A 21,567-nucleotide genomic window follows, 5' to 3' on the forward strand; every position below is an offset into this window, starting at 1 on the left:
GGCTGGCACGCGCAATGCTTATGGTTTGATGCACAGAGTGAAGCGGGCTCATCGGCCCCTGCACGTGGCGTGGAATGTCTCCTTGTATGACGTGGGGTTGCATCATGAAAAAGATCACGACAGCAGCGTTGGTGGTTGGGTGGTTGTTCCAGGCGCAGGTCGCCGGGGCGCAGGACATCAACGTGCGTTGCAACAACGACCTGCTGGATCCGGCTCAGGCTCGCGCACGCCTTGAATGGGCTCGTTATTGCGGCCTGACCAAGAACGTTGGTAGCCCCATGCCTGCCAATCCGGCCAAGCGAGAGGATCTGGGCTACCTCTCGGTCAACGGCCAGAGTCTCATCGAGTTTTACGAGGATTTCAGCAGCACGAATTTCTGGAGCCTGAGAACGTATACCTCGGTAGGTGTCGAATATCAGATCAACGACACCTATGTGAGCAAGCAATGGCAGAATGGCCTGCCCTCCACGAGCCTCGACGTGTACGGGTTCCAGAAGTGGACACGCCCCGCTACCAAGGCTATCGCGAGGCCCATGTACCCCACCTTCGGCACGAATGCGTCGCCGGAGTTCGGTTCACCCCTCTTCCCGCACGAGCACCTCAGCACGACGGACTGCAACCTCTACACGACGAGGAATGGGGGGTCTGTGCGCACGGACTTCTATGTCAACGGATATTGTACGTCCAGTTGCTACACGCCCGAGCAGAAGGTTCGGATGCCGAAGGGAGACGTTGCGATTCGCGAAGCGATCGATTCGCTGATGCCGGAGGTGATGACGGTCGCGGCAGGATCCACGCTGGACGACTTCAAGCTCGTGCCGAACAAGGTGGCGACATACACGACGGAGCTCTATGACACCGAGCACGTGATCTTCGAGATCGAGATGGCCTCGGGGGGTCTGCTTCGCGTCACGGACGAGCATCCCATCATTCAGAGCGACGGCAGGATCGTCCAGGCAAAGACGTTGAAGGTGGGAGACGAGCTCGTGACGGCGCAGGGGAAGCTCGACCCCATCGCGAAGGTCACGCGCACCACGCACTTCGGCAAGGTGTACAACCTCAAGCCCGCCACGAGCGAGCGCATCACGCATGTGCTGGTCGCCGAAAACTATCTGGTGGGTTCGTCCGCGTTCCAGAACGAGGACGTCGACTACATCAACCGCGTGATCATGTTCCGGTCGTTGCCCGCGGAAGTCATTCCGCAGTGATGTGCGCGCATCGTGCCCGACCCGCGTTCACTCCGCTCTGGGGTCGCGGGTCGGGTCGGCGCATCGGTTCCATTTGGTTTGTAAGGAGCAACGACCGTGCAGAAAAAAGAACCGAATCGATGGGTCGGACGCTTGGTCGTCCTTGTGGGCGTAGGGACCCTCGGTCTCATGGCTGCGCTTCGGCCTTGGCAGACGCCGGCGCTGGTCTCGGTGGAGGCGGTCGAGCAGGAAGTGCAGAAGCCAAGGGAGAAGGACGCTCGGGTTGACGTCGGTCCCAGGAAGTCCGCCTCGCCACCCCGGTTGCCGCATGTGAAGCAAGCCATCGAGATCGTCGAGGAACGCGCGGAGGAGGACGAAGAGGCGCCCAAGTTCGTCGAGAAGGTCGTTCGAGAGGACCCCGCGCTGGCCGAGATATACTACTTCCGGCAGCACGTCTTGCTCGATCCCATCGAACGCGAGCAATACCATGAACTCCTCGCGGACGAATGGATGCTCGACAAGGTGCGCAAGGACCTGCTGCACCCCCCGGAGATCCACGAGACGGTGCAGGGCAATACCAAGCGTCTGATGGAAATCGATTTCCTTCGGGACGCCGTTGCTTGGGCGGAAAATCCCAGCCGAGAGGAGGTTCTGTCCACGATCGAGGCGATGATTCTGGCTGACAATTATCCGGATGGTATGGGCATGGATATGCGAATATCGATATCCGGCAACAAGATGGAGCTTTACTCGCTTCTGTACGAGTTCGCCCCCGAGCGTGCGGCGGGCCTGGTCGACAAGGCGCGGGGGACGAAGGTTGCTCAGCTCGTGGAATACCTGTCGACCGCGATCCCCGCTCGAAAGCAGCGTGAACTCGCGAATGCAATCACTCCTTGACCGAGCGAAACGAACCATGATTTTCGCCAGATCGCGCGATGGAACGATGCGTAGCGCCCTCCTTGCGCTGTTCGTGTGGGTGTATCTGGGAGGGACAGGCTGTGCCTCTGCGCCCACGCAGAACAATCCGGACGGTTCTTCGACGGCTGCCACCACGGGCGGGGGCGCAGAAGGCGGAGGCGGCCAAGGCGGAGGCGACCAAGGCGGAGCTGGTGGGATTGGAGGGGCCTCAGGAAGCGGCGGAGACGAGGTCGCGCCTTGCATAAAATGGGGCGGCGTGATGCAAATGGGCACGGCCCTGGACGACGAACTCAGTGGGATGGCGCTGGGTCCGGACGCAAGCATCTACTACACCGGATACGAGGCGGGACTCGTTGGGGTCACCAACATCATGCCAGCGGGCAACGCGAGGATGGTGACCGCCAGGCTGGATGCGTCGGGCAACGCTGCATGGGTGCGCCATGTCGACACTGCGGGAACGGACACGGGCGAGAGTGTCGTGCTTCATCCGTCGAGCGGTGCGGTCGTTACGTTGGGCAGAACGACGTCCGATATGCCGGGATTCGTCAATAACGGACAGCAAGACATCGCCGTCGTCGTTCATGATTCGATTCATGGTGATGTTATTTCTGCTTATCAGACCGGTACGGAGAGGCCCCAGCACCCGCGTCGCGCGGCGTTTGTCGACGACCACACCATGGTGGTGGCCGGGTATGATGATATTTTTGTCAAGCAGAACGCGGTGCTGGACTGGGAAAACTCGCTGATGGGCAGCTTCCATGTGGCCGAAGAGGGCAACGTGGAGAGTTCGAGCGTATTCTATAGCGACTCCATCTACTCCGATTATTTGCTCGATGTTGCTTCGGACGGGATCGGGGCCTTCTTTGTGGGGTCCGTGAAAGGTGGTTCGCCCAAGGGTACGTTCGTGGAGCGAATGAACCTGGATTCCACGGTCGAGTGGCGGTTGATGCTATCGACGATCTCTGTGGATCAAATGACTGCCGTCGGTATCTCGCCGACGAAGGAACTCTATGCCGTCGGTGCGACGTTCCTGAAGCTCGGACAGAAGACCTTCGGGCAGCAGGACGTGATCCTGGCAAAGATCGATAAGACCGACGGTGGCATTGCCTGGATCGCACAGGTTGGCACCTCGGAGTCCGACTGGCCTACCTCCGTCGGCTTTGACGCTCAAGGTCGTATCTATGTGTCTGGAGTTACCTTGGGCTCATTTGAAGGTTACCAGATCCAGGGAGCTGAAGATCTATTCGCGCTTCGCTTCGATCCGAATGGGAATCTCGAAGCAGTTTGGCAAGGTGGTACCCCCGCCGAGGACAATGTTTCCGCCATGGTTGTCGACGCGTGTGGCAACGTGGTGCTCGGTGGTTACACGGTCGGAGCTATCGGCGCTGGGCAGGAGCCGCTGGGGGGGAGAGACATGTTCCTGCTGCACGTCGACGGATGGCTCGATGTCCCCCGGTAGTGAAGTCACTATTTAGCAGTGGAGCACACCTCCCGCCGTGGTCCCCGCCTAATTCTGGTGGAAACGAACGGAGGAATGGCGCGTCTTCACGTAGCCTGCCGCCGAAGAGCCGACCGGATCGCGCTGGCCGTGAGGGCTGCGAGAGCGAGTGCGTCTTCTACATCGCTCATGATGAGGACCTCCCCGAAGGCCCTTCGTGAAGCAAGGGGGAGGGCCAGGTCCCCCCGAGGAGCTGTCGACAGGGCATGGACGGGATGGCCTTGCTCCCCGTGCCTGCTCGATCGGACGTCGGGGCTGAAGGCGACCCCGTCGACGTGCTGTCGACAGGGCGTGGCCCCGGCCCCAGCGCCGAGACAGCGCCGGGGCCATTTCCTTTCAGGGGCCGAGCATGGCAGGGAGAATCAGGATTCGGGGGGTGGCGTTTCGCGCGGCGGGGAGGATACGGAAAGCGTGAAGCTCGGGTTGGTGAACGTGCCGATCCACACGCGGTACGTGCCGAGGGCCGGGTTCTCGATGTCGAGCTGCGACTGGAAATCCTGCGGGCTGGCGTCGTCGTTGCAACGGTACGACCCATCGGGGAGCTGAACGACCAGCACCGCGTCGGAGGGCGGCGGTGATTCGATCCGCAGTCGCAGGGACGGCCGCTCCGTATCCACTTGCACCTCGAAATTGGCCTCCTCCCCCACGAAGCCCGCGCAGCCCTCCAGGAGCTCCGACGCCGGCTTGGCGCCGATCGCGATGCCCGTCGCGCTCCCACTTCCATCAGGTCCCAGAGGCAAAGGACGCGGCTGGGCGTTCACCGACGTCGCAACCAGCCCTGCCGCCGCCATTGCCATACCCATCGCCATTGTTTTCATGGGGATCCCTCCCTCTGTCCCCATGAAGAAGCAATGGTCGCGCCAGGACGAAACGGGCACAGCCGGTGCAACAGGCGCGCGCGATGCGCAGCACCGTGACACGCCGCGCCGGGGCGCTGCCCCGGTCCCCGCGGGGGGCTGTCCGCCCCCTCGACCCCGGACCAGCGAGGCGCTGGACCCAGGGTTGAAAAACTGCGCGGTGCGCAGTTTTTCAAACGGGTCGACGAAAAGCCGGATTGCCGGCAGAACCAGCAGCGCGGCTGTTTTGGGTGGCAGGGTCGTTGCCGGTCTTGACCGGGCCTGTTCGATGAACTGCGCATCGCGCAGTTCATCGAGCTTGGGTCCAGCCCCTGGCTGGTCCGGGGTGGAGGGGGCGGAGAGCCCCCTCCTCGGGTCTGGGGCAACGCCCCAGCTCCGCGCCCCGGCTCACTTCGGCGGTTTTTGCGCGCAGAAGCCGTCGATGCACTCGTCGACCGGGTTGCAGCAGTCGGCCTTCGTGGTGCAGGCGTTGCCGGTCTCGGAGCAGGAGCCTGGGGGCGGGGGCTCGCCGCAGATGTACGCGCCGCTCGCCGGGTCCTTGACGCACTGGCCGCCGCAGCAATCGGCGCCCGTGACGCAGCCCTGGCCCTGCTCCTTGCAGGGCTCCTGCGCCATGTACGCGTTTTCGGAGAGGCCGCAGCCCTCCTGGCCGCGCATGTAGAAGGGCGGATGCGAGGGATCCCCGGCCGTCGGCGGGTCGTCGATTGCCGTCATCCAGAGCTGCTGGCGGTTCGTGCTGACCAGCGTGTTGCCGTAGTCGCGGCGCGAGACGAAGACGAGCCAGTAATACCCGCCGGCGCGCTGGGGCGCGAAGACGGGGTTAAAGCTCTTGTTGTCGCTGGAGGCGATGGCGAGCTTCTTCAGCTCGCCGCCGTCGTTCTTGACGAGCCAGAGGTCGCCGTTGCCCGTCGAGCGCGAGCCCTGCGTGGGGCGGCCGAACGCGATGTACTGGCTGTCGGAGGTGAAGCTCGGGTACGCCGGGCGGCCCGGGCTGCCGGCCTGCTGGACGATGGGATGGACGTTGCCGACCGTGATGCCGTCGGCCGCGACGTCGCCGGTGGCGAGGTACCCGCTCGACGCGTCGAAGACCCAGCCGCCGCCGCCGAGGCCGCAGATGGCCGCGACCTTGTTGCCGTCGGGCGACCACGCAGGCTCGCCGCAGCCGTTGCCCATGACGTTCGCGTTGAGGACGCCGCCGCCCGCGGCGTTGACGATCCGCAGGATGGAGTTGCTCGGGTTCGAGGCCGCGTCGTTGCTGACGAGGATCTTGTCGCTCGAGTGGTTGAAGGCGCTGAAGGTGCCGCCGATGCCGGAGCCGGGCGGGATCGCGCCGTACTGGGCGGGGGCCTGCGTGAGGTCGATCGTGATCTGCGGGAAGGGCAGGCTGCCGTCGAGCGTGGCCATCATGGTCTTGCCGTCGCGGCTGACCGTGTGGCAGCCCCAGCAGCCGCCGGGGTTGAAGAACTCCTCGGGCGTGGCGGAGTCGGGCTTGATCTTGAGGATGCGGCCGTTCGAGTTGCCGCCGCAGACGCCGGGCAGCTCCCAGTAGTACACGGCGCCGCGGACGCGGCCCTGCGCGACGTGCCAGACCTGGCTCGTGGGCGCATACGCGCCGCCGCCGGGCGCGAGGCGCGAGAGCTGCACCATGATCGGGTCGCTCTGCGCGCCCGTGCCGGAGGCGCCGATGGACTCCCAGTCCGCCTGGTTCATCAGATGCCGCGCCGGTGCGCCCGTCTGGAAGTACGTGACGTACTCCATGTGCTTCTCGGTGATCTTGAGGCGGTAGGTCTCGGTGCCGCCGACGCCGTTCCACTGGACCTCGGGCGCGAGGACGCCGAGCGGGAAGACGGTGTCGTGGTACGGGTAGACGATCTGCATGCCCGGGTCGGGGCCGATGGGGGTGTCGAAGGCCGCCATCTGCGCAGGATCGAGGCCCGCGGTGTTGATGTTCTTCTTGACGTTGACCGTGACGTTGGTGCTCGCCTCGGCCATGTTGAGCTTCGCCGTGAGGACGCCGGTGCCGCCGACGTTGCCGGTCGGCACGAAGGTGGCGCTGGTGATGTCACCGATGTCCGGCCGCTCGTAGACCCACGTGACCTGGTTCGTCACGTCTTGGCCGTCCTGGGTCTTCACCGTGAAGACCTGCGTCGGCTTGTTGAGGTCGACGACGTTCAGCGTGGGGTTCAGGGGCGCGATGATGAGCTGCTGGACGTTCGGCGTGCCCCCATTGCCGCCCGAGCCGCAGTTGAACAAGCAGCCGCCGTCGCCGCCCTGTCCGCCCTGTGCGTTGCCGCTGCTCCAATCACCAGCGTCGCCACCGTCGCCGCCCGAGCTGCTGTTTCCGCCGGTGGCGCCGCAACCGTAGGCGAACATCGCCACGCCGAGCGTGCTCACGAAACCAAGAAATGCGAAGCGTCTGCGCATGCCCTTCTCCGCGTTGGGTCGCCGACCGTACCTGGCGGGCGAGTGGCGCCAAGGATACCACCCAGCGGAGAGGCTCTACAGGGCGAAGTGGCAAGTTTCCGACGGGAAAGGGGGATGCGCCCGGGTTTCCGCGTTGCTCGGAAGAAGGGGCTCTCGGGCGAAGGCGGGGGGTTCAGCCGCGGGCGGTCCTGCGGCGCAGGACGAAGGCGGCGCCGAGGAGCAGGGCGGCGAGGGACGCGCCGGAGGAGGGGGCGGGGACGCCGGCGACGCGGCATCCGCAGCCGCCTTGCTTGGGGGGCTCGGCAGGGGGCGCCTCGGTGGGCGTCTCGCCCGTCGCGGCGGGCTCCGCGGGCGTCTCGCCGCCGGCGGCAGGCTCGCCCTCGCCGTCTTTTTTCTCGGCCGAGGCGTCGTCCTTTTTCTCTTCGGGCTTCTTCTTCTTTTCGCCCGCGAAGACCATGGCGCGGCGGTCGACGATGGGGTTGTCGCCCTTGAGGATCAGCTTGATGGTCTGGCCCATCTGGGCGCCGTCGGTCTGGCGGGTGATCTTGAGGTCGTATTCGCCGGCCTCGAAGCCCTTGTCACGACGGATCACGAAGTCGAACTTCGTGATGTTGAAGACTTTGCCGCTCGCGTCGGAGAAGCCGACGTCCATGCTCTCGTTGATGCTCGGCTGGCCCTTCAGCGGGAGCCGCGTGAGGAGAGGGCGCTCAGGCGACTGGTCCGTGAGCGAGCGCTCGTAGAGCACGACGGGCGTGAAGCTGAAGATCATCGGGATGTACGAGATGTCCGGCTTCGCTCCGTAGTTGATCGTGAAGTTCAGCTTCCACTTGCCGTTGACCTCCTCGGGCTCCCGCGTGGCGAGGGTGACGGTGCCGGCGGCGCGCGCGTCGGTCGGCGCGAAGAGCACGAATGCGAGCGCGAGGGCGGCGAAGAGCGCGCGGAGGAGGGCCGCTCGACGCGGCGGTGGCTGGTTTGTGAGCGCTGATTTCATGGCGGGGCAACCTATCAGGTTTCAGGTTCGAGAGATCAGGGGAACCAGAGGAGCTTGTCCTCGGCGCCCTTGTAACAATCGGCCTGGGCCTGCTCCTCGTTGTCGCCGCAGCCGCCGCCGAGGCAACTGGCGATGTCGTGGAGCGCGGCGGCGTTGTAGCGGGTGGTGAACATGGCCTGCTGCGCGGGCTCGAGGCGCTTCATGGCGGCCTTGCACTCGGCAAACTCGACCTTCTCGCAGCGCGTCGCGCGGTTGCAGCGGGCGTCGATGACCTCGTCGACGCCGGGGCTGCTGATGGGGAGGTCGACGAGGGCCTTTTCGTTGCACTCGGAGAGGAGGAGCGCGCGGTCGGCGGCGGCGGGATCCCCGGCCTGTTTGGCCTCCTCGACGCGCTCGAAGTAGCACTTCGTCATGACACGGATGTACGCCGCGGAGGCCTTGGGGGAGGCCGAGCGGCACTCGGTCATGCGATCCCAGGCGCCGCCCGGGCCCTCGGACTTGGCGAGGGCGTCGCACCACGCAGCCTGCGCGGTCGTGACGTCAGGGCGGTCGGGGTAGTTGGCGTTCCCGCCGCAGGCGACGATGGCAAAGCCGGTGACGAGCAGGGCCACGGCGCGGCGCGCTGCGCGCAGGTGATCCTTGGGGGAGGAAGGGACGTCATGCATGGCACGACGGTACCACGCACGCGCGGTCAGGGACGAGTTCGTCTGTTCGCAGGGGTGTCAAGGGGGAAGTACGAGCAGGCGTGGAGGCGGGGACGGGAGCCGAAGGGGTTCGTCCGCGGAGACGATGCAGGGCTCCGGTGTGGAGGGGAGGGGTGAGGCGCGGCCGTCCTGAACAGGTCCAAACGCGTTTCCCTGCTCGCACGCTTGCGAAACGTGACGAAGCGCGGTACAAGTGCGCTGTACACGAAAACGTCCCTGGCCACTTGGCACGTCGCTCCTCTTCCGAAGAATGACGCTCGCTCGGAAGACTGGATGACGCAACGTGCGCCGCGGCGGACGACGTTCCCATGATGGGTCTTCGTGCGTTTCGGTGCGCCACCGTTTCGCCTCCTGAGGCTTCTTCGAAACGGTTGGCGTGGGGCGTCCTTCACGGACGCTCATGAGAAGCCACGAAAGCAACATGGGCAATCGTCTCTACGTCGGAAATCTCTCCTTCAGCACCACCCAGGCCACCCTCGAGAGCGCCTTCGCCGCGGCCGGCGATGTTCGCGAGGTGGCGATGCCCACCGATCGCGAGACGGGCCAGCCGCGCGGCTTCGCGTTCGTGACCATGGCCAACGCGCAGGCGGCGAACAACGCGATCGCGCAGCTCAACGGGCTGATGCTCGACGGGCGCTCGATCAAGGTGAACGAGGCGCAGGAGCGTCCCCCGCGCGGGGGCGGCGGCGGCTTCGGCGGTGGTGGTGGTGGCGGCGGCTTCGGCGGCGGCGGTCGCGGCGGCGGCGGCGGTCGCCGCTACTGATCGATCGAACGTGATCGGCGGCGCGAAGGCGCGGCGGCTCTGACGAGCTGGCGCGCAACGCGCCGCCGATGTGCGTTTCAGCCCTCGAAAGAGGGGCCCGATGGATGGGGCCGGGCCCACGACCCAGGGCCGCGGAGGTACGAATGGCGGTCGACAGTTGCGGAATTTGCGGCGGCGACGGCCGTATCACGAACTCCTTCGGAAACGAGACGCGATGCCCGGGCTGCCACGGGACCGGGCGAAGGTCCGAGGATGGCGGGCTGCGTGACGTGACGAAGACGAAGCCCTCGCATTACCGGGCGACGAACAAGGCCGCCGCCCCCCCGAAGGCCCAGGGGCCTGCGACGCTCGCGGGCATCGCCCTCGCGAACGAGGTGCAGGCGAGCGCGCACGTCTCGAATGACACGAAGGCCAAGCTGACGCGCGAGATCGCCGAGCACGAGGCCACGCACGGCAAGTGCACGGAGACCTTCATCAAGAAGGTCAAAAAGCAGCTTCGGCCGATCGCTCGTTGAAGGGCGCCGGGGTCGCGCCGCGCGGCCCCTCCACCGTGAGATTCAAGGAATCGAGGCTCTTCGGGGCCTTTGCGTCTGCGCGCTCGCTCGTCAGCGCCTTCCGCCCACCTTGGCATTCCATGCATTGCCGTCCAACGACGATTCGAGGAGGGCAGCCGGCGCGCGGGGTTTCGACGTGGTCGGAGAACCATAACCTTCCGAGTCCTCTACGTCCGGAACAATCGTGTGAGCAAAATGCTTTCGGCTGTGGTATCTTACGTATCTTGGCCTGACGCGAGGAAACCACGATCGAGCTCGTCGAGAAGCGTGGCGTGTGATCGATCGTGACCGCGATCAAGGAGGACGATGAATTATCGCAAGAACCTCGAGCGCACGGAGCGTCGGAACCAGCGGATGGCGCGGGAAGACGCCGCGGGCAAGCTCCTCGAACGAGCTCCGGATTTGACGGATCTCCAGATCGAGATCGACGAGACGCCGAGGGGCGGCAGCGTGGGCGGGACCCGCTACATCCGGCGCGTCGTCCTCGCGCAGGCGCCCGCCCTCTTCGAGGTGTCGTGCTCCGAGCCACGGTGTCGAGACGGAGGGTACGACGTGACGAGCGAGATCCTCGCGGCCCTCGCGTCGCGCCGGACGATGTTCGAGGGCCAGCAGTCGTGCGCGGGGCGGTGCAGCCTGGGCGATTGCGGCAGGGTCCTTCATTATGTGGCGACGGCGACGTATCGGCACGTCGAGAACGCAAAGGCCCCGCCGATGGGCTGATGTCGCGGCAGCCTGTCCGCAGTCATCCTCCACGAATCCGCGCGAGCACGGCCCGCGCGGTCGTCGACAACGTCGGCGAAATCTTTACGCTTGCCTTTCTCGCCTACGTCTCCGAAGGTGATGGACGAGCGTCGGCCGCCATGACGAACACCCCGGAGACAAGCTCCGCTGCGCGAACCGTGAGCGGCTGCGACGTGAACGAGCCTCCAGATCCAGGCCTGCTGATGTTCGGGCGTGGCATGAGCCGCGCGAAACACGTGAAGGCGGCCGATCGGCTCGATCCGATGCGCTCGGGGGCCGAGGCGCGGGCGCCTGATCTGGCGCGGGGCCCTCCGTCCGAAGCCGCGGCGCCGTAGCCGAGCCGCGCGCATCCGCCGATGATTTCGTCGGCCCTGGGTCGTGCGTCGTCCGCGATGCGCATTCGCCCGTGCCTCGGCGTTCTCCATTTGCGTCGTGATGCCGCTCGTCCGCGCTTTCGATCCGGAGGGGACGATGAGGTTTTCGTACATTCTCACGCGCTCCGAGCTCGTGCTTTTCGTGAAGCTCGGGCTGTTCGTATCTTGTGTCGTCGGATTGCGGTCGCTCGTCGGGGTGTTCGCCGATGGGGGCGATGACGCGCCGGACGAATGACCCGCATCTCGTGCCCCGGGAGGTCCAAGCCCCATGTTTCCTATCGCTCCGAGCCTCGTGATCACGACCCAGGATGCCGAACGCCTTCGCCGGGTGGTCGAGCTGCACCTCGAAGGCACCTCGCGCGCGGCGGCAGAGGCGCTCGACAGGGAGCTCGCGCGCGCGAAGCTCGTCGCGCCGCCCGCCGTGCCGTCCGACGTGGTGACGATGAACAGCCGGGTGCTTTATCTGGACGAGGGGACGCAAAAACGCCGCGAGGTGGTGATCACGTATCCGCGGGACGCGCGCGTCGAGGAGGGGCGCGTGTCCGTGCTCTCGCCCATTGGAACGGCGCTGCTCGGGCTCTCCGTGGGGCAGAGCATCACGTGGCCGATGCCGACGTCCGGCCCCCGGCGGCTCTGCGTGCTCGCCGTCCCCTATCAGCCCGAGGCCGCGGGCGATTTCCAGCTCTGACGGGCCGAGGGGCTCGGCCTGCAGCTCCCCCGTGGCAGACGCCTTGCTTGCGGGGGCGTGGAACGGAGGCTGTCATGGCAAACGAGCTGACGGGGATGCGGGTGGCGATTCTCGTGGAGAATGGCTTCGAGCAGGTCGAGCTGACCGAGCCGCGGCGAGCGCTCGATGCGGCGGGCGCGCAAACGGCGATCGTATCGCCGGGGAGCGGGCAGGTGCGCGGGTGGAAGTTCAAGCAGTGGGGGGATTCGTTTGGCGTGGACGTGTCGCTCGCGGATGCCCGGCCGGAGAACTTCGATGCATTGCTGCTGCCGGGCGGGGTGATCAACCCGGACAGGCTGCGGATGAACCCGGCGGCCGTTCAGTTCGTGCGCGCGTTTTTCGATACCGGCATGCCCATCGCGGCCATTTGCCACGGGCCCTGGATGCTGGTGGAGGCAGACGTGGTGCGCGGTCGTCAGGTCACGTCGTGGCCGTCCGTGCGGACGGATCTCGTGAATGCGGGCGCGTCGTGGGTCGATCAGGAGGTGGTGAACGACGACCAGCTCGTGACGAGCCGCAAGCCGGACGATATCCCCGCCTTCAACCGGGTGATGATCGAGCTGTTCGCGAAGGCGCGGACCGCGGCGAAGGCCGCGTAGGTCACGGGCTCGAACAAATGGCCGCGTCGCTGCGGCCCGCCTCCCGCACGAGGGATGCGCCGGGGGACGGAAATCGGACCACGAGGGTCGTGTTGTTCGGGGACGACCGGACCTCGAGCCCCTCCAGGCAGGTGCGGCCGGCCGAGACGGCGACGAGGGCCGTGGCCCCGAGGCTCGGGGCGTCATACGCGGGATGCGGCGGGTCGAACTGGACGTCGACGAGGACCTCGGCGAGGAGGCGGTAGGCGTCGGGGTCGGGGCGGCACGCCGGGGAAGGGTCGAGGTTCGTGAGGCTGCCAGCGGCGCGCACGGGGCCGAGGGCGGCGCGGGCGAGGTCGAGGTCGGCGAGGAGGATGTCGCCGGAGGTGCCGGAGACGGCGCTCACGGCAAGGCGAGCGGCGGCGGGATCGCCGCGGCGGCGCGCAAGGCCGAGGCGGTGGCGCTGGACGTCGGGGATGCGGGCGACCTGGGCGAAGGGGCGGCGCAGGCTGCCGCGGAGCAGGGCGAGCTCGCCGTCGGGCTCAAGGGTGAGGAGATCGCCGCGGCCGAGGTCGGCGGCGACGATGAGGTCGCCGTTGTGCTCGAAGGGGAGGGCGGCGCGGCTTGCCAGGCCGCCCGGGAGGCCGAGGTCGAAGCGAAGGTGATTGGCGCTGAGGAAGAGGCCCACGGGCGAGGCGCCTTCCCCGAGCAGGACAGGGACGAGGTCGCTGCGCTGCGGAGGGAGGCCAAAGGCAGGGGCCTTGATGGTGAGCGTGCGCGGAGGGCTCGGATCGAAAGGGAGCCCCACGTCCGCCGTCAAGATGCCTCCACGTACCCGGCCGATGGCATAACCAATGTCGTGCTTCAGCGAATAGGGATTGAGGAGGTAATAGCCATTCTTGGAATCGTCGACCGGGGAGGGGGGGCCGGCGAGCCTGCAACGGAGGGGGAGCGAGCCGAGGCGCTTGACGGGCGGCGCGGGGGCGGGGGCGAGGTCGGGCGGCGGGGGCGGCGGGGCCGCGGGCGCGGGGCCTCCCCAGCCGAGGCGGACGACGCCGTCGCCGAGGGCGCAGCCGAGCTCGGAGCAGCCCTGGACGACGTTGGCGTCGTAGGGGGCGCTGAGCTCGCCGACGGGAGGCGGGGCGACAGGGCGGAAGGTGCGGCCGCCGTCGGTGGTCTCGTGGTAGGTGGCGAGGCCGTCGGCGTCGGCGCGGGCGAGGGCGAAGGGGCCGCCGCGGAGGAGCTCGACGACGCCGGGCGGGAGGGGATGGACCTCCACGCGGCCGTCGGGCTGGATGTGGACGCCGGCGAAGCGGCCGCCGAGGCGCGAGGCGACGGGGAGCATGCGCTCGGAGCGGCCCTGGGGGAGGGGCTCGTGATCGAAGGCATCCTCGGCGGACTCGCCTTCGGGCGGGAGGACGATCCAGCCGTGGACGGAGCCGTCTTTCTCGTCGAGCCAGAAATCGCGGTCGATCGAGCGGTAGGGAGGCTCTTCCATGGGCGTGAGGACCGCCGGGAAGCGGGCGCCGTCGAGGGCGGGGTCGTCGGGGTCGACGCGGAGGATGCGGATGCCCTCGGGCGCGGGGGTCGAGGCGGGTTTCGTGTCCTTGCCGCGGAGGACGAGGGCGGTGGCTGTGCCGTCGTCGCCGGGGAGGAACCGGTACAGGTGGGTCGCGTCTTCGCCCGTGAGGCGTCGCTCGGTCCAGGCGCCGTCGGCGGCGCGGACGCAGACGTAGGCGTCGTCGGTGGGGGTGGGGTCGAGCGGCTCGGGCGGGTCTTCGGGGGGCGCGGTCGTGGACTCGCTGGGCCCGAAGAGCCGCACGGGCGGCTCGCTGACGGGCGGAGCGCCCCGGAAATCGGCGACGGTGGGGACGAGCGCGCCGCATCGACCCGTGAACGCGAAGCGCGCGCCGAGGCCGGCGATGAAGGTGGACGGCTCGGGGAAGGTGGCTTCGAGGCGCGGCGCGGAGGGGTCGTCCCGGAGGGCGAGGACATGGGCGCCATGCGGATGGGTGCACGCGAGCAGGACATCGGCGCCGCGGGTGAGGGGCTGGCAGTGCGCGTAGGGCTCGGCGACGCCGAGGGAGTAGGCATCGTCGAGGACCTGGCCCGTGGCGAGGGCGAGGACACGGACGGACTGTTCACGCGTGACGAGGGCGCGGCCCCCCGGGAGGCGCGCCCCGGCGAAGACGGCGCCCGCGAGTTCGGAGGGGGCGAGCTGGCGGCTCGTGGGGAGCGGGTCGTCGACGGCGTAGGGCGTCATGCCGACGCCGAGGTCGTTCTGCGGGGCAACAACGAAGGGGACGAGGCCGGCGGCGGGGTCGAGGGCGAGCGTAGGGGGGTAGCCCCCCCGGTTTGGGTAGAGGAGGAGCCTGCCCGACGCGCCCTCCCCCACGTTGAAGACGCGGACGCCCCGCTCGGCGGTGAGGTCGCGGAAGGTCTTGCCGCCGTCGGTGGTGATCTCGGCGCGGCCAAAGGCGTCGAGGCGGACGCCGTGCTTGCCGTCGAGGGAAAAGGCCTCGGCGAAGCGCGCGAGGTCGGTGCGGCGGACGGTGGGGGTCGGAGCGCGGGGGTCGAGCTCGAGCAGGCCGAGGTCGGTGCGCAGGACGAGGGTGTCGAGCCAGGGGCGCGCGCCGCCTTCGGCCGCGATCTGCGCGAGGGGGCGGAGCTCGCCGAGGAAGGTGTCGGCGTGGTAGGTGCGCGTGTCCGACCAGAAGACGTAGCCGCCGCCGAGGCGCGCGGGCAGGGAGCGGAAGCCGTACAGCGTCTCGGGGCCACGCGCCTCGGCGAGGACGAGGCCGCCGTCGAGGAGGAAGCGGTTGCCGGAGGCGATGGCGGGCTCGGGGCGGGGCAAGGCGGAGGCGCGGCCAGCCTCGTCGAAGGAGACGCCGACGCCCTCGGCGAGGACGTACCGGGCCGGGCCGAGGAGGGGCTCGGGCGTGGCGGCGGGTGTTGCGCGGAGCGGCGCGGGCGGCGGGGCGGAGGCGCTCGGGCGCGCGGGCGGCGTGGAGCAGGCGGCGAAGGCGGCGAGGGCGACGGACGCGGCCGCGGGGAAGGCTCGTTTTTTCATCGGACGATGCCTTCGCAGGTGAGCGGCTGGCGGACCTCGGTGCCGAAGCCGAGGACCACGAGCGTGCCCTTGCCGGGGCCCTTGCCGTCGAAGCGGGCGATGAGCTTGCGGACGGTGCCCGGCGGGTCGTAGGCGCCGAGCTCGACCTCGTGGCGCTCGTCGCGGACCGCGATCTCCACGGCTTCGAGGCAAACACGGGCCGGCGACCAGCGCAGGACGGCGAACCCCGCCGATCCACTCGCGACGATGCCGTGGAGCATGCCCTGGGCGAGGCCGATCTCCGTGTCGAAGGGCAGGACCACGCGGGCGTCGTCGGGCTGCGGCGCGCAACGAGGATCCGAGGCGGCGGTGAGGCCTTCGAGGGACACGAGGCGTTTCTCCGGGCCGAGCGTGCCCCGATCCGGGTCGAGCGGCGCGAGCACGGCGTCGCCGCCCGCGTCGACGGCGACGACGACCGGGTCCTTTCCGCGCAGGCCGGCGGCGAGGTCGAAGCGGCTCGCGGCATCGGGCGGATGGAGCAAGCCGAGCTCGCGCCGCGCGCCGGGGAGGACGGCGCGGCCCGGGGTCGGCGCGGAGCGGGGCAGCTCCACGGTGGAGACGGCCTGACGGTCGCCGGTCCCGCTCACGAGCAGGGCGCGGCTCCCGTGCACGACGCCCACCGCGGGATCCTCGATGCACCCGCCGATCGGCAAGGTCAGGCCGGCGTCGTCGACGAGAGAGGCGGCACAGCGGCCCATGCCCGCGGTGGCCACCGCGCGCACCTTCGTGCCGTCGAGCACGTAGCCGAGCCGGATCTCGTATGGATGGAACGGGGTGGGGCCGAGGCGCGAGAGCGGGATCGTGGCGCGAACGATGGGCGCTGCGAGGTCGAGCAAGGGCACGTAGGCGACCTCGGCGTCGCCCGTCGCGCCTCCGGGCTGCGGGCCGCTCCAGGGGATGAACATCCCGCCCGTGAAGCCGATGCGGCCCGGCGTCAGGCGGGCGATCGGCGTCTGCGTGTGGCCGAGGCCAAACGAGTCGGGGATGCGCTTGCCCTCGCCCGGGCCGGCGTACCGGCAGGCGAGGCGCACGAGCGGCGGCTCGGGGATCGGGCGCTGGTACTCGGGGTTCGGCTTGGGCGGGGCCGTGTCCTCGGGCGCCGGCGTGGAGCCGTCGTTCCAGCCGATCCGCACGAACGTGCCGACCTGGCAGCCGATCTCGCTGCACGACATGGGCTCGGCCGATCCGCCGCTCGGCGGGGGCTCGACGAGGCGGAAGCTACGGCCGTAGTCCGTGGTCTCGAAGAGGCGCTCGGTCTCGGTGCGGGCGAGGCCGAAGCGGCCCGAGGTCGTGAGGCTGACGGTCTGCGCCGGCAGGGCGTGTTGCCGCGGGCGACCCTCGGCGTCGATGGTCACGGCCGCGAGGTTCGATGGGCCGTGCGCCGAGGGGAGCCAGCCCTCGAGGGTGCCGTCAGGCGTGACGTGGAGCGCCCGCGTGAGCAGCGTGTTCGTCTCGGAGCTGTACGTGGTGATGTCGAGCGGCGGCTCGTTGCGGCCCACGCGCACGACGCGGAGGGCGCCGCGCACGGTGACGCGGGGCGTGTTGTGGACGAACGTGACGGGGAGGGCCACGAGGGCCACGGCGGCGCCCTCGGCGCGCGGGATCCAGGCGACGACGTCGCTCGCGTCGGCGGGCGCGAGCCGGTGTTCGACCCACGCGCCCGGGCCCTTGCGCACGCAGAAGACCGGGCTCCGTTGGTTCGAGGCGTTCGTCGGCGAGGCCGAGGCGACGACGTCGGCAGGCGAGCCCGGCGCGGGCCCCTCGCACGGGCCGACGAAGCCGAGCGCCTCGCCGTCCGCGACGACGAAGCGATCCCAGGCCGGCGCGTCCGGCAGGTCGAACGTGCGCTCGATGCGCCCGCCGCTGGCCAGATCGAGCACGGCGGCGCGGTTGCGCGACTCGCAGACGAGCAGCGCGCCGTCCTTCACGCGGAGCGGCGCGCACGTGTCCTCGGGCGTCTCGAGCGCGAGGAGCGCGGTCGCCCGGCCCGTGCGCAGGTCGACGCGCGCGACGGCGTCCTCGGTGACGGTGAGGGCGTCCCCTTCGAACCAGCGCATGCCATACGCGGCCGCCGCTTCGAGGGGCGACTGGGCGGCGTCCTCGGGCCAGAAATCATCGAGCTCGGGCGGCGGCTCGTGGCGCCTCGGGCCCTGCGGCGCGCGGTCCGATACGAGGGCGCCGCGCGCGTCGACGAGCCGGCTCTCCTCGCCCCGGAGCAGGACGTGCAGATCGTCGCCGCGGACCTCGAGCTCCGTCGCCTCCGGGAGCTCCGCCGACACGTCGCGGTAGGTCGCGCCGCCGTCCGTCGTGAGGCGCGCGTGGCCGAACACGGTCAGCACGAGCGCGCGGCGCGCGTCGGCCGCGAGCCCCGTGGCAAAGCCGGGCAGGTCGAGCTTCCGTGGCGGGCCTCCCGCGGGCGACACCACGAACACGCCGGCCGCCGTCACGAGCCCGACGCCGTCGATCCAGTCGAACGTGTTTTGCACGGTCGCCGGCAGCTTCCCGAGGGGCCGGGCCTCGCCGAGCCACGTGGCCGCGCCGAACACCTCGCGCTCTCTCCAGAGCACGTACCGCGCGGGCGCGGCCGGCGCGGCGCTCCACGGCGGGGCCGCCGCCGCCCCCTCGAAATCGACCGTGTCCTTGGCCCGCGCGATCACGTCGGCGCCGCGCGCCTCGACGCGGCGGCCGCCCGTGAGGGATCGATCGATCCCGGCCTCGGTCCGCTCGATCCACGCGGCCGCGCCCGTCACGACCCAGCGCGGTGGACCGAGGGCAGGCGCCCGCGGCGACGCCTTGCCGTCCTCCTTCGCCCCGCGCGCGGCTTCCGCGGACGGAGGCGTGTTCGGCGCGGGGCGCGCTCCCGTGCAGCTCGCCGCGGCCACGAGGAGCGCGCAGGCCGACGTGAGGGCGGCGCGCTTCATCGGGCTTGCTCCTGCGGCGTCGGTTCGAGCTTGCAGGTGAGTTCTTGCCGCAGCCCGCCCGCCTGGAGCACGGCGCCGCGGCGCTTCGAGCCCGAAGCTTCCCAGCGCACGATCAGGCTCCCCTCGCTGCGCGTGACGTCGTCGGGCCGGCGCTCGGCCCCGACGTCGATCGCCTCCACGCAGACCCGCTCCTCCGTCCAGCGCACGAGCGCCGCGCCCGAGCCGCGCAAGGTCACGCCCGGCAGCGCGCGGCTGTCGAACCCGAGCCACGCCGAGGGCTCCATGGGGACGAGCGCACGAAAGCCTGTGGCCTTCTTGCAGCGTGGATCATCGGCCGGCGTCGCGGTCGTCCACGGCGCGAGCGGCGTCCGCGGCCGCGGGCTCGACGTCGCCGGATCGAGCTCCGCGACGGCGACCACGCGCGGCGGGCTCCCGTCCCACAGCAAGATCCCGATCGCCCCGTCGTCCCGCCGGGCCAGCGTCAGCGGCCTGCGCCCGCCCGCGTCGCGCTCCTGGCCCACGAAGACCGGCGGGCGCAGCGGCGCCTGCGCGTGCTCCTCGAGCGTCATGCGCCGACGGATCTCGCCCAGCACGAGCGCGCGCTCCGGCCCGAGCAGGAGCCCGCCGCCCGGCGCGGTGTCGGCCACCGAGTAGCGCCGGGGCTCGAAGAGCGGCAGCGTCGCCACCCGCTCGGGCGTCACCACGAGCTCGTGCTTGTCCGTCACGAACAGGAGCCCGACCTCCCCTTTCGGCGTCAGCAGCGGCGTCACCACCATGCGCCGCACGTTTTCCAGGTCCGCGCCTGTCGCGTCGATCCGCAGCGGCGACGCACCCGGCTCGAACGGCGCCCGCATCAGGAGCGAATGCGTGCGCAGCGTCGCCGCCCTCGGCTTCCGCGGCGGGGTCTTCCCCGGCGCCGGCGGGGCCGCGTCGGCCTGCGGCATGTTCTTCAGCATGGCCTGGAGCGCGTCCTTCGGGAGCTGCGCGAGCACCTCCGGCGGCAGCATCTGCACGAGCTCGGGCGGCAACCCCGCGTGCCCCGCCTCCTCCCCGGGCAGGTTCTCCACCTCGCGCACGAGCGTGACGATGTCGCCGAGCCCCGTTTGCCATGACAGCCGTCCCTTGTCCGGCACGAGCGCCGCGTCCGGCATGATCTCCGGCTTGCCGTTCGGCGTGCAGACGAGGCGCATGGGCGGCTTCGACGCCGGCTCCTCGGAGGGCTCGGCCGGGTGCACCACGGGCGCCGCGCCGGTCGATCCCCAGCCGAGGCGCGTCACCGGGCCGAGCACGCACCCGAGCGCCGAGCAAAACCCGCCGAAGGACGCGGGCGGCAGCGGCGACCGCCCCGCCGCTTGGAAGCTCCGGCCATGATCGATCGTCTCGTACAGATCGCCGTCCCGCGTGAGCGCCACGCCGAAGTCGCCCGTCACGCTCATGCCGAGGACCCGCGACGGCAGCGGGAACGTCGTCACCCGCCCCTGCGGATCCACGACGACCCCGGCGAAGATGCCGCTCACCTCGCCCGCGTTCGGCGCCGCCACCCAGCCCTCGATCGAGCCGTCCTCGCGCGCCTGGAACCGCCGCTCCACGAGCGGCCCGATCGGCCCGCGCAAGCTGCCCGCGTACATGCCGTACGGGCTCCACGATGGGCGCGAGAACAACATGCCGGAGACCTCGGCCGGCACCCGCACGATCCGCACCCCGCCCTGCACGACCACGCGCGACGTGTCGTGTTTCGCCTCGGGCAAACCCTCCGTGTGGGGATCGACGACGAGCGCCACCGCCGTCCCGTCCCGCCGCGGCGCCCAGCCGTACACCTCTTGCCCGGGCGGCAGCTCGATCGCGTGCTCGACCCATTCGTCCGGCCCGCGCCGCACGCAGATCCGCGTCGCCGGCCGGACCTCGCTGCCGAAGTCCATGCGCGACGGATCGTTCGGATCGAGCAGCCGCGGCGTGTACTTGCACGGCCCCACGAACGCGATCGCGCCCGCGTCGTCGGTCACGAAGTAGCCGTCTTCGCTGAAGGCCCGCTCGACCACGGGCGGGAGCGCCCCGTCTTGCAGGCGCATCACGTACGACGTCGTGTCCTGGTACATCTCCCAGCCGCACACGACGAACGGCGCCTCGGGCCCCGCCACCGCCGAGCACAGGAGCCCCGGCTGCGGAAAGTCCGTCACGGCGCGGAGGATCGAGGCCCGAGCGAGATCCACCTCCGCCATGGCCGACGGGCTCATCGCCAGCGCCCGCCCCGCCGCGACCCTCGCCCCGCCGAGCACCGCGGCCTGGATCGGCGGCGAATCCCGCCAGATCCACCACGCGTTCCGATCGTCCGCCCTCGACCCGGGCAGGATCGGCTCGAACCCGCGCCCGTGGCTCGATCCGTGTTGCGCCCCGTCCATCGGCCCGAACCGCCCGTCCGCGCCGAGCGGCAGCCGCCCTTGCCACGTGTCCACGGCGAGCGCGCCCGGCTGCACCAGGAACGTCTTGCTCCCGAGGCCCGCGACGGAGGCCGCGTCGGTCCACGTCGCGCCCCCGTCCCCCGTCGAGGCGAGCCGGCCGAGGAAGTCCACGCGCGCCGCGCGCTTCGCATCCAGCGCCGCGAAGTCCGCGAGCCCCGCCTCGCTCGGCGCTTCCAGCGCGTCGCTCCCCTTCCGCAGCGCGGCCGTGCCCGCCTCTCCGAACACGAGCACCACGTCGAGCCCGCTCCGCGCCCCGCGCACGGCCCCGACCCCGAGCGCCCCGCCGAGCGCGACCGGCCGCATCGGCCCCGTGAACGTGTCCGACCGGAACACCCGCGTCCGGCTCCAGTGCACGAACCCGCCGCCGAGGTGCGGCGCCACCACGAGCGACCCGACGAGCGGATCACTCTTGAGCGCCAGATCGACGTCCCACGCCGCCGCCAGCACCTCGCCGCTCTCCGGCGCGAGCTCGAACCGCACGCCCGCCGAGACCAACCGATCCCGATCCGCCTCGTGCGAGACCCAGAACGCGTCGTCGATCGCCGTATGAAACAGCCGCGCCCCGCCCACGAGCGGCTTGTCGAGCCCGAGGGACGGCGCCGGCGTTGGGCTGCTCTTCGCATGCACCGGCTCGGGCGCCGGGCGCGTGCAGGCCCCGAGCGCGAGGGCCGCGGCGAGGAGAGACGTTCGATCGAGTCGTCCCAGCATCGGGAAAGCGCGCCGACGGTAGCGAAAGCGGCGCCCGTGTCCTAGGGGTTTTTG

At 69.9% G+C, this 21,567-nt stretch carries 17 protein-coding genes; 10 read left to right on the forward strand and 7 right to left on the reverse strand.

All coding sequences use genetic code 11. From position 1 onward, the window contains the following. Positions 1 to 104: 104 nt before the first annotated feature. From E8A74_RS24835 to E8A74_RS24845, 3 genes are all read left to right on the forward strand, one after another. Positions 105 to 1,208, forward strand: coding sequence for a Hint domain-containing protein (locus E8A74_RS24835; protein WP_170229345.1), 1,104 nt, complete (start codon positions 105 to 107; stop codon positions 1,206 to 1,208). Positions 1,209 to 1,304: 96 nt separating this feature from the next. Next, a complete protein-coding gene (locus tag E8A74_RS24840) occupies positions 1,305 to 2,084 on the forward strand; it encodes a hypothetical protein (protein ID WP_136931545.1) in 780 nt (259 codons plus the stop codon). A gap of 280 nt (positions 2,085 to 2,364) precedes the next feature. Next, the gene (locus tag E8A74_RS24845; RefSeq protein WP_232379734.1) at positions 2,365 to 3,564 is read left to right on the forward strand and encodes an SBBP repeat-containing protein; all 1,200 of its coding nucleotides are present in this window, start codon (positions 2,365 to 2,367) and stop codon (positions 3,562 to 3,564) included. A gap of 401 nt (positions 3,565 to 3,965) precedes the next feature. Here the strand turns inward: E8A74_RS24845 and E8A74_RS24850 are convergent, their stop codons facing one another. The 4 genes from E8A74_RS24850 to E8A74_RS24865 all read right to left on the reverse strand — a co-directional run bounded on the left by E8A74_RS24850 (position 3,966) and on the right by E8A74_RS24865 (position 8,540). Then, positions 3,966 to 4,421: a hypothetical protein gene (locus tag E8A74_RS24850; protein WP_136931547.1), complete on the reverse strand. Its 456-nt coding sequence runs from the start codon at positions 4,419 to 4,421 to the stop codon at positions 3,966 to 3,968. A gap of 426 nt (positions 4,422 to 4,847) precedes the next feature. Further along, on the reverse strand, positions 4,848 to 6,884 hold the full coding sequence (locus E8A74_RS24855) for a TolB family protein (protein ID WP_136931548.1): 2,037 nt from the start codon (positions 6,882 to 6,884) through the stop codon (positions 4,848 to 4,850). A gap of 172 nt (positions 6,885 to 7,056) precedes the next feature. Next, a complete protein-coding gene (locus E8A74_RS24860) occupies positions 7,057 to 7,875 on the reverse strand; it encodes an MYXO-CTERM sorting domain-containing protein (protein WP_136931549.1) in 819 nt (272 codons plus the stop codon). Between the two features lie 35 nt (positions 7,876 to 7,910). Further along, positions 7,911 to 8,540, reverse strand: coding sequence for a hypothetical protein (locus E8A74_RS24865; RefSeq protein WP_136931550.1), 630 nt, complete (start codon positions 8,538 to 8,540; stop codon positions 7,911 to 7,913). A gap of 439 nt (positions 8,541 to 8,979) precedes the next feature. On the opposite strand from E8A74_RS24865, the gene E8A74_RS24870 reads away from it, so the two are divergent. The 7 genes from E8A74_RS24870 (at position 8,980) to E8A74_RS24895 (ending at position 12,337) form a co-directional block, all read left to right on the forward strand. Continuing rightward, positions 8,980 to 9,342: an RNA recognition motif domain-containing protein gene (locus E8A74_RS24870; RefSeq protein ID WP_420814219.1), complete on the forward strand. Its 363-nt coding sequence runs from the start codon at positions 8,980 to 8,982 to the stop codon at positions 9,340 to 9,342. Positions 9,343 to 9,611: 269 nt separating this feature from the next. Then, the gene (locus E8A74_RS24875) at positions 9,612 to 9,857 is read left to right on the forward strand and encodes a hypothetical protein (RefSeq protein WP_232379731.1); all 246 of its coding nucleotides are present in this window, start codon (positions 9,612 to 9,614) and stop codon (positions 9,855 to 9,857) included. 345 nt (positions 9,858 to 10,202) lie between these two features. Next, on the forward strand, positions 10,203 to 10,616 hold the full coding sequence (locus tag E8A74_RS24880) for a hypothetical protein (RefSeq protein WP_232379732.1): 414 nt from the start codon (positions 10,203 to 10,205) through the stop codon (positions 10,614 to 10,616). A gap of 140 nt (positions 10,617 to 10,756) precedes the next feature. Beyond that, complete coding sequence (locus E8A74_RS24885; protein ID WP_136931552.1) at positions 10,757 to 10,972, forward strand: hypothetical protein; 216 nt, start codon at positions 10,757 to 10,759, stop codon at positions 10,970 to 10,972. 136 nt (positions 10,973 to 11,108) lie between these two features. Then, positions 11,109 to 11,246 carry a hypothetical protein gene (locus E8A74_RS52640; RefSeq protein ID WP_170229346.1) on the forward strand — a complete coding sequence of 46 codons (138 nt, stop codon included), beginning with the start codon at positions 11,109 to 11,111 and terminating at the stop codon, positions 11,244 to 11,246. Between the two features lie 33 nt (positions 11,247 to 11,279). After that, a complete protein-coding gene (rnk, locus tag E8A74_RS24890) occupies positions 11,280 to 11,699 on the forward strand; it encodes a nucleoside diphosphate kinase regulator (protein ID WP_136931553.1) in 420 nt (139 codons plus the stop codon). A 74-nt stretch (positions 11,700 to 11,773) separates the two neighbouring features. After that, positions 11,774 to 12,337 carry a type 1 glutamine amidotransferase domain-containing protein gene (locus E8A74_RS24895; protein WP_136931554.1) on the forward strand — a complete coding sequence of 188 codons (564 nt, stop codon included), beginning with the start codon at positions 11,774 to 11,776 and terminating at the stop codon, positions 12,335 to 12,337. A gap of 1 nt (position 12,338) precedes the next feature. Here the strand turns inward: E8A74_RS24895 and E8A74_RS24900 are convergent, their stop codons facing one another. The 3 genes from E8A74_RS24900 to E8A74_RS24910 are packed head-to-tail and all read right to left on the reverse strand — an operon-like array spanning position 12,339 to position 21,513. Next, positions 12,339 to 15,386: a hypothetical protein gene (locus E8A74_RS24900; RefSeq protein WP_136931555.1), complete on the reverse strand. Its 3,048-nt coding sequence runs from the start codon at positions 15,384 to 15,386 to the stop codon at positions 12,339 to 12,341. After that, positions 15,383 to 18,346 (reverse strand): hypothetical protein, encoded by a 2,964-nt coding sequence (locus E8A74_RS24905; RefSeq protein WP_136931556.1) that lies wholly within the window; start codon positions 18,344 to 18,346, stop codon positions 15,383 to 15,385. The genes E8A74_RS24900 and E8A74_RS24905 overlap by 4 nt, the downstream gene beginning before the upstream one ends. Then, entirely contained in the window at positions 18,343 to 21,513 is a 3,171-nt protein-coding gene (locus tag E8A74_RS24910) for a hypothetical protein (RefSeq protein WP_136931557.1), read from the reverse strand. Before E8A74_RS24910 ends, E8A74_RS24905 begins: the two co-directional genes overlap by 4 nt. Positions 21,514 to 21,567: the final 54 nt, after the last annotated feature.

This window comes from Polyangium fumosum, from assembly GCF_005144585.1.
Lineage (GTDB): Bacteria > Myxococcota_A > Polyangia > Polyangiales > Polyangiaceae > Polyangium > Polyangium fumosum.